This window comes from Streptomyces sp. NPDC060209 (assembly GCF_042728155.1).
In the GTDB taxonomy this organism is placed as follows: domain Bacteria; phylum Actinomycetota; class Actinomycetes; order Streptomycetales; family Streptomycetaceae; genus Streptomyces.
Window position 1 is genome coordinate 1 of record NZ_JBHWZS010000372.1, and the last position, 7,847, is coordinate 7,847.

The 7,847-nt window shown below is 71.0% G+C and carries 7 protein-coding genes; 1 reads left to right on the plus strand and 6 read right to left on the minus strand.

What is annotated here, in order from left to right; all coding sequences use genetic code 11:
* Positions 1-57 precede the first annotated feature (57 nt).
* From hemB to ACFWFI_RS38535, 6 genes are all read right to left on the minus strand, one after another.
* Positions 58-1,053: a porphobilinogen synthase gene (hemB, locus tag ACFWFI_RS38510; protein WP_387399828.1), complete on the minus strand. Its 996-nt coding sequence runs from the start codon at positions 1,051-1,053 to the stop codon at positions 58-60.
* A gap of 128 nt (positions 1,054-1,181) precedes the next feature.
* Positions 1,182-2,849, minus strand: coding sequence for a bifunctional uroporphyrinogen-III C-methyltransferase/uroporphyrinogen-III synthase (locus ACFWFI_RS38515; RefSeq protein ID WP_387399831.1), 1,668 nt, complete (start codon positions 2,847-2,849; stop codon positions 1,182-1,184).
* Entirely contained in the window at positions 2,846-3,832 is a 987-nt protein-coding gene (gene hemC, locus ACFWFI_RS38520; protein ID WP_387399833.1) for a hydroxymethylbilane synthase, read from the minus strand. Before hemC ends, ACFWFI_RS38515 begins: the two co-directional genes overlap by 4 nt.
* Entirely contained in the window at positions 3,829-5,319 is a 1,491-nt protein-coding gene (locus ACFWFI_RS38525; RefSeq protein ID WP_387399836.1) for a glutamyl-tRNA reductase, read from the minus strand. The genes hemC and ACFWFI_RS38525 overlap by 4 nt, the downstream gene beginning before the upstream one ends.
* Complete coding sequence (locus ACFWFI_RS38530) at positions 5,316-6,107, minus strand: redox-sensing transcriptional repressor Rex (protein WP_387399838.1); 792 nt, start codon at positions 6,105-6,107, stop codon at positions 5,316-5,318. The genes ACFWFI_RS38525 and ACFWFI_RS38530 overlap by 4 nt, the downstream gene beginning before the upstream one ends.
* A 285-nt stretch (positions 6,108-6,392) precedes the next feature.
* Complete coding sequence (locus ACFWFI_RS38535) at positions 6,393-6,668, minus strand: glutaredoxin family protein (protein ID WP_387399841.1); 276 nt, start codon at positions 6,666-6,668, stop codon at positions 6,393-6,395.
* A 144-nt stretch (positions 6,669-6,812) separates the two neighbouring features.
* Between ACFWFI_RS38535 and ACFWFI_RS38540 the strand changes: the two genes are divergently transcribed.
* The gene (locus ACFWFI_RS38540) at positions 6,813-7,754 is read left to right on the plus strand and encodes an HAD family hydrolase (protein WP_387399844.1); all 942 of its coding nucleotides are present in this window, start codon (positions 6,813-6,815) and stop codon (positions 7,752-7,754) included.
* Positions 7,755-7,847 lie beyond the last annotated feature (93 nt).

A 7,847-nucleotide genomic window follows, 5' to 3' on the forward strand; every position in this document is an offset into this window, starting at 1 on the left:
GTCGTGAAAAGCGGGTCACGACCTGTCGTGACCCGCTCCAGGACCCTGCGCAGCGCGTCAGCGCCCGAGCTTCTGCGCGACCTCCGTCGCCCAGTACGTCAGGATCATCCGCGCACCCGCGCGCCGGATGCCCGTCAGGCTCTCCAGGATCGCCGCGTCCCGGTCGATCCAGCCCTTCTCGGCAGCGGCCTCGATCATCGCGTACTCACCGCTGATCTGGTACGCCGCGACCGGCACGTCCACCGCGTCGGCGACCTTGGCGAGGATGTCCAGGTAGGGACCGGCCGGCTTGACCATGACCATGTCGGCGCCCTCCTCCAGGTCGAGCGCCAGCTCGCGCAGCGACTCACGGATGTTCGCCGGGTCCTGCTGGTACGTCTTGCGGTCGCCCTTGAGCGAGGAGCCCACCGCCTCGCGGAACGGGCCGTAGAAGGCGGAGGAGTACTTCGCGGTGTAGGCGAGGATCGACACGTCCTCGTGGCCCGTCTGGTCCAGGGCGTCACGGATCACGCCGACCTGACCGTCCATCATGCCGCTGGGGCCCACCACGTGCGCGCCCGCGTCCGCCTGCACCTGGGCCATCTCCGCGTACCGCTCCAGCGTGGCGTCGTTGTCGACGCGGCCGTCCTCGGTCAGCACCCCGCAGTGGCCGTGGTCGGTGTACTCGTCCAGACAGAGGTCGGACATGATCACGAGGTCGTCGCCGACCTCCTCGCGCACCGCCCGCAGACCGGCCTGGAGAATGCCCTCCGGGTCGGTGCCCGCCGTGCCCCGGGCGTCCTTCTTCTCGTCCAGCGGCACGCCGAAGAGCATGATCCCCGAAACGCCCGCCGCGACCGCGTCGACAGCGGCCTTCCGCAGCGTGTCCAGGGTGTGCTGCTGCACACCCGGCATGGCCGAGATGGCGACCGGGGCGTCGATGCCCTCGCGCACGAACGCGGGCAGGATCAGATTCGCCGGGTCGAGCCTGGTCTCGGCGACCATGCGCCGCATGACGGGGGTCGTCCGCAGCCGGCGGGGCCGCGAGCCGGGGAAGTTTCCGTACTCAGTCATCCTTCGAGACTAGACCCGCACACATCACCGATTTACCGACAACCGAGCCGGAAAAACAGCCGGGGGAACGGGCAGGGCCCGGCCGCTCCGTGAAGGAGCAGCCGGGCCCACACATCCGTCGCCGACCCTCAGGTGGTCGTCCGGCGGCGGCGCGCGCCGGGGCGCCGTTCGCTCGGCCGGGTCACCGGGTCACCGGCCTCCTTGGCCGCGTCCCGGCGCTGCGCGCCGAAGTCCGCCAGCGCCTGGGCCAGCTTGTGGACCGACGGCTCCGGGGACAGGACGTCGACCCGCAGGCCGTGCTCCTCGGCGGTCTTCGCCGTGGCGGGGCCGATACACGCGATCACCGTCACGTTGTGCGGCTTGCCCGCGATACCGACCAGATTGCGGACGGTCGAGGAGGAGGTGAAGAGCACCGCGTCGAAACCGCCGCCCTTGATCGCCTCGCGGGTGTCGGCCGGCGGCGGCGAAGCGCGGACCGTGCGGTACGCGGTGACGTCGTCGACCTCCCAGCCCAGCTCGATGAGGCCGGCCACCAGGGTCTCGGTGGCGATGTCGGCACGCGGCAGGAACACCCGGTCGATCGGGTCGAAGACCGGGTCGTACGGCGGCCAGTCCTCGAGCAGACCGGCGGCCGACTGCTCACCGGACGGCATCAGGTCCGGCTTGACACCGAAGTCGACCAGCGCGGCGCCGGTTTGCTCACCGACGGCCGCGACCTTGATCCCGGCGAAGGCACGGGCGTCGAGCCCGTACTCCTCGAACTTCTCCCGCACGGCCTTCACCGCGTTCACCGAGGTGAAGGCGATCCACTCGTAGCGGCCCGTGACCAGGCCCTTGACCGCACGCTCCATCTGCTGGGGCGTACGCGGCGGCTCGACGGCGATCGTCGGAACCTCGTGCGGCACGGCGCCGTAGGAACGCAGTTGGTCGGAGAGCGACGCAGCCTGCTCCTTCGTACGCGGCACGAGCACCTTCCAGCCGAACAGCGGCTTGGACTCGAACCACGCGAGCTGGTCGCGCTGGGCGGCTGAGCTGCGCTCCCCGACCACGGCTATGACGGGCAGGTGCCCGTCCGGCGACGGGAGGACCTTGGCCTGCTTCAGCACCTGGGCGATCGTCCCGAGGGTCGCCGTCCAGGTGCGCTGGCGGGTCGTCGTCCCGGCGATCGTGACCGTGAGCGGGGTGTCGGGCTTGCGCCCGGCCGAGACCAGCTCACCGGCGGCCGCGGCCACCGAGTCGAGCGACGTGGACACGACGGCCGTCGCGTCGCTCGCGCCGACCTCGGACCAGCAGCGGTCGGATGCGGTACGCGCGTCGACGAAGCGCACATCGGCGCCCTGCGCGTCACGCAGCGGCACACCGGCGTACGCGGGCACACCGACCGCGTTCGCGATGCCGGGCACGACCTCGAAAGGCACACCCGCGGCAGCGCAGGCGAGCATCTCGGCGCCCGTGTTGCCGTCCAGGCCGGGGTCGCCCGTGACGGCACGCACCACCCGCCTGCCGCCCTTCGCTGCCTCCATGACAAGATTGGCGGCATCCCTGAGGACGGGTACTCCGGCGGGTGTTGACGCTGTGTCAACAACCGTCATCTCAGGCGTGCTTACCCCTGCCCGCGCATGGCAGCGAACGACGTCGAGAACGTCCGGTTCGGCTACAAGGACGTCCGCGCTCGCAAGCGCTTCGACAGCGCGCAGAGTCAGCAGTCCAGGGTCGCCGGGACCGGCGCCGAGGAAGGTGACATGCCCTGAGGACAGGACAGGGAAGTCGGATACGACAGGGCCGGTGGGGCTCAAAGTGCTCGCTCCCCCATAAGACCGGCCGCACCCTTGGCAAGCATCTCGGACGCGAGCTCGCGACCGAGGGCCGCCGCGTCGTCGTGCGACGTGGGGACGGGACCGGTGATGGACAGCTGCACCAGGGAAGTACCGTCGGTTGAACCGACGACACCGCGCAGGCGCAGTTCGTTGACAACCTGCCCGTCGGCCAAGAGGTCTGCCAGCGCACCCACAGGTGCGGAACAGCCGGCCTCCAGGGCGTTGAGCAGGGCGCGCTCGGCGGTCACGGCGACCCGGGTGTACGGGTCGTCGAGCTCGGCGAGAGCTGCGGCGAGGTCCGCGCTGCTTTCAGCGCATTCGATCGCCAGTGCTCCCTGGCCGGGAGCAGGCAGGACGGTGTCGACCGGCAGGAAGTCGGTGACCTCGTCCGTGCGTCCGAGGCGGCTGAGCCCGGCGGCGGCGAGTACCACCGCGTCCAGCTCCCCGCTTCGTACAAAACCAATACGCGTATCGACGTTGCCGCGGATGGCGACGGTCTCTATCTCGAGGCCGTGCGAGCGGGCGTACGCGTTGAGCTGCGCCATGCGGCGCGGGGAACCGGTGCCGATGCGGGCACCGGGCGGCAGCTGCTCGAAGGTCAGCCCGTCCCGCGCCACCAGTGCGTCGCGCGGGTCCTCGCGCGGCGGCACGGCGGCCAGGACGAGCCCCTCGGGCTGCGTGGTCGGCAGGTCCTTGAGCGAGTGGACCGCGAAGTCCACCTCGCCGCTCAGCAGCGCCTCACGCAGGGCCGCGACGAACACACCGGTCCCGCCGATCTGCGCCAGGTGCTCCCGGGAGACGTCCCCGTACGTGGTGATCTCGACGAGCTCGACGGCACGCCCGGTCACCTCACGGACCGCGTCAGCCACCATGCCGGACTGCGCCATGGCGAGCTTGCTGCGCCGGGTGCCTAGCCGGAGCGGTGTTGTGGTCTCCCCGCCCAGGGGTGAGTTGTCGGTCATGACCGCCCTCTATTCGGGTCGTTCAGGTCTGCCCGTGAGACGGCGGCCACCGTCTGCGGGTCGAGGTCGAAGAGTTCCCGCAGCGCATCGGCGTACCCGGCACCGCCGGGCTCGCTGGCGAGCTGCTTGACCCGCACGGTGGGCGCGTGCAGGAGCTTGTCGACGACGCGGCGCACGGTCTGCGAGATCTCGGCGCGCTGCTTCTCGTCCAGGTCGGGGAGGCGTCCGTCGAGCCGCGCGATCTCGCCGGCCACCACATCGGCGGCCATGGTGCGCAGGGCGACGACGGTCGGGGTGATGTGGGCGGCGCGCTGGGCGGCTCCGAAGGCGGCGACCTCGTCGGCGACGATGGTGCGCACCTGGTCCACATCGGCGGCCATCGGGGCGTCCGCGGACGCCTCGGCGAGCGACTCGATGTCGACGAGGCGCACACCGGCGACGCGGTGAGCGGCTCCGTCGATGTCACGCGGCATCGCGAGGTCGAGCAGGTGCAGCCGGGCGGGGCCGGTGGAGGCCGGCCGAGCGGGCACCCGGCGCACGGCCCGGTCCTGAGCGGCAGCGGTGGCGGACCCGTTCTCCACCCACGCCGCGTGCTGGTCCAGCTCGTCGGACAGCGCGGCGGGAGTCTCGGGCGCCTGTGCCGCGGTGTCGAAGTCGACGCCGAGCGCGGCGGCGACGGCCTCCGCGGTCAGGACGAGGCCGGTCGCGCCGGTACAGGACACGACGACATCGGCACGTGTCAGTTCGTCCCCGACCCCGCCCATCTCCACGGCGCGCGCCGTGGGGACACCGGCCTGGCCGAGGATCTCGACGAGCCTGTCGGCACGGGCCCGGGTCCGGTTGGCGACGACGATCTCCTCGACACCCGCACGGGCCAGGGTGGCGGCGGCGAGCGAGGACATCGAGCCCGCGCCGATCACCAGGGCGTGCTTCCCGGCCGCCCACTCCGCGACATCGGCGCCGTCGGCCAGCTGCTCGAGACCGAAGGTGACGAGCGACTGCCCGGCCCGGTCGATCCCGGTCTCGCTGTGGGCGCGCTTGCCGACCCGCAGGGCCTGCTGGAAGAGGTCGTTCAGCAGGCGCCCCGCGGTGTGGAGCTCCTGCCCCAGCGCGAGCGCGTCCTTTATCTGGCCGAGGATCTGGCCCTCGCCGACGACCATCGAGTCCAGCCCGCACGCCACCGAGAAGAGGTGGTGGACGGCACGGTCCTCGTAGTGCACATAAAGATAAGGAGTGAGCTCGTCCAGCCCGACCCCGCTGTGCTGCGCGAGCAGGGTGGACAGCTCGGCGACACCCGCGTGGAACTTGTCCACGTCCGCGTACAGCTCGATGCGGTTGCAGGTGGCCAGGACGGCGGCCTCGGTCGCGGGCTCCGCGGCGAGGGTGTCCTGAAGCAGCTTCGTCTGGGCCTCGACCGCCAGGGACGCCCGCTCCAGCACGGAGACGGGGGCGCTGCGGTGGCTCAGTCCTACGACCAGGAGACTCATGCCGGCATCACGGCGGGCATGTCCCCGTCAGGTCCCTTCCGGCCGGTGGGCGTGGCACGCATCGGCGGCGCCTCGTCGGCGTCGGAGTCCCCGCCCACCCCGGCCCTGCCCTCGGCGGCGGCCTCCTCGCCGGCCTTGCGCTGCTCGTGGAAGGCGAGGATCTGCAGCTCGATCGAGAGATCGACCTTGCGCACGTCCACGCCGTCGGGCACGGAGAGCACCGTCGGCGCGAAGTTCAGGATGGAGGTCACCCCTGCGGCGACGAGCCGGTCGCAGACCTGCTGGGCCGCACCGGGCGGGGTGGTGATGACGCCGATGGACACACCGTTGTCGCTGATGATCCGGTCCAGGTCATCGGTGTGCTGGACGGCGATCCCGGCCACCGGCGTGCCCGCCATCGCGGGGTCGGCGTCGATCAGGGCGGCGACCCGGAAACCACGGGAGGCGAAACCGCCGTAGTTGGCGAGGGCCGCGCCGAGGTTACCGATGCCGACGATCGCGACCGGCCAGTCCTGGGTGAGCCCGAGCTCGCGGGAGATCTGGTAGACGAGATACTCGACGTCGTACCCGACACCGCGTGTGCCGTAGGAGCCCAGGTAACTGAAGTCCTTGCGCAGCTTGGCGGAATTGACTCCCGCCGCCGCAGCGAGCTCCTCGGAGGAAACCGTGGGAACCGAGCGCTCGGAGAGCGCTGTCAGTGCGCGGAGATACAGCGGAAGCCGGGCGACGGTGGCCTCGGGAATTCCTCGGCTACGGGTCGCCGGTCGGTGAGTTCGGCCAGTTGCCACGGTGCTCCTGCGGGATGAGCGGGGCTGCAGGCGGCCGTATGTCCTATGACCGCCCCGTCGACAGCAGGCTATGTCTTTGTGAACGCGTGCACAAAGATAGTGTCCGTTTTGTCTGGTCAAAGTGACCGGGGTCACGCATATTCCCTGCATGATCCCGGAACCCGGGACGCCATCAGCCCGTTGCGGGCGCGAAGGGGGCAAGACGGTACACACTCCTCATGTCCACGCCCCCGAGACCACTCAAAACGCCCATGATGTTAACCGGGTTTCACCAAGGAAGCCCCCTCACGTACGCAGCGCCGTGCGCAGCCGCGTCGGGTCCACACGCCAGAACGTGTGCTGTTCGTCATCGATCAGGACCACCGGGATCTGCTCCCAGTACTCCTTGTGCAGCGCCTCGTCCTGCGTGATGTCCTTCTCCACCCAGGACGCGCCGGTCTCCTCGCAGACCGCGCTCACCACCCGCCGCGCGTCGTCACAGAGGTGACACCCCGGCTTCCCCACGAGGGTCACCACCCGGTCCGCGGGCTTCTTCTTCGTACGACGCAGCAGAGCACTCATACCTTCATTCTGCGCCTCCCCCAGCACCCGACCGGGCCTGGCGAGGTCGCGGAATCACCCGTTTAACGCCCCGGTTCCGGAGAGTTCACACCGCCGCATCCCGCCGGGTCGGGAAGAGACGAACGGAATGGCTATGCTCACGACATGGCCGCTCTTGGATGGCTCACCCCCCGCAGGCGCCCCGCCACGGCACGCAGCGTGCTCGCAGGCGAGGCCGCAGCCGAGGCCGCGCGGAAGTCGGCACTTCCGTCCGCCGCCGAAGAGCTGCCGACCGCCCTCGAAGAGGCCGGGGACACCCCGTTCCCGGTGGCCGGGGACACCCGGGCCGCAGCCTTCTTCGACCTCGACAACACCGTGATGCAGGGCGCCGCGATCTTCCACTTCGGCCGCGGCCTGTACAAGCGGAAGTTCTTCCAGCGGCGCGAGCTCACCCGCTTCGCCTGGCAGCAGGCCTGGTTCAGGCTGGCCGGCGTCGAGGACCCGGAGCACATGCAGGACGCCCGCGACAGCGCGCTGTCCATCGTCAAGGGCCACCGCGTCTCCGAGCTGATGTCCATCGGCGAGGAGATCTACGACGAGTACATGGCCGACCGCATCTGGCCCGGCACCCGCGCGCTCGCCCAGGCCCACCTCGACGCGGGCCAGAAGGTCTGGCTGGTCACCGCCGCCCCGGTGGAGACCGCCACGATCATCGCCCGCCGCCTGGGCCTCACCGGCGCCCTGGGCACGGTCGCCGAGTCGGTCGACGGCGTCTACACCGGTCGACTGGTCGGCGAACCCCTGCACGGCCCGGCGAAGGCCGAGGCCGTACGCGCCCTGGCGGCGGCCGAGGGCCTGGACCTGGAGCGCTGCGCGGCATACAGCGACTCGCACAACGACATCCCGATGCTGTCCCTGGTCGGCCACCCGTACGCGATCAACCCTGACTCCAAACTGCGCAAGCACGCCCGCTCGCTGGACTGGCGGCTGCGCGACTACCGCACCGGCCGCAAGGCGGCCAAGGTCGGCATCCCGGCCGCGGCCGGCGTCGGCGCCCTGGCCGGGGGAACGGCTGCCGCGGTGGCGCTCCACCGCCGCCGCCGCTGACCCCTTCCCTCCTGGGCCACCCTTCCGCCCCGCACGCACCGAGGCTCCGTACGGAAGTGCCGTACGGTGACCGAGGCCACCGTCCTCCAGCCT

Excerpts from the sequence above, each read along its gene's own strand:
- hemB (WP_387399828.1), bottom strand. The coding sequence starts at position 1,053 with ATGACTGAGTACGGAAACTTCCCCGGCTCGCGGCCCCGCCGGCTGCGG.
- hemC (WP_387399833.1), bottom strand. The coding sequence starts at position 3,832 with ATGACCGACAACTCACCCCTGGGCGGGGAGACCACAACACCGCTCCGG.
- ACFWFI_RS38525 (WP_387399836.1), bottom strand. The coding sequence starts at position 5,319 with ATGAGTCTCCTGGTCGTAGGACTGAGCCACCGCAGCGCCCCCGTCTCC.
- ACFWFI_RS38535 (WP_387399841.1), bottom strand. The coding sequence starts at position 6,668 with ATGAGTGCTCTGCTGCGTCGTACGAAGAAGAAGCCCGCGGACCGGGTG.
- ACFWFI_RS38540 (WP_387399844.1), top strand. The coding sequence starts at position 6,813 with ATGGCCGCTCTTGGATGGCTCACCCCCCGCAGGCGCCCCGCCACGGCA.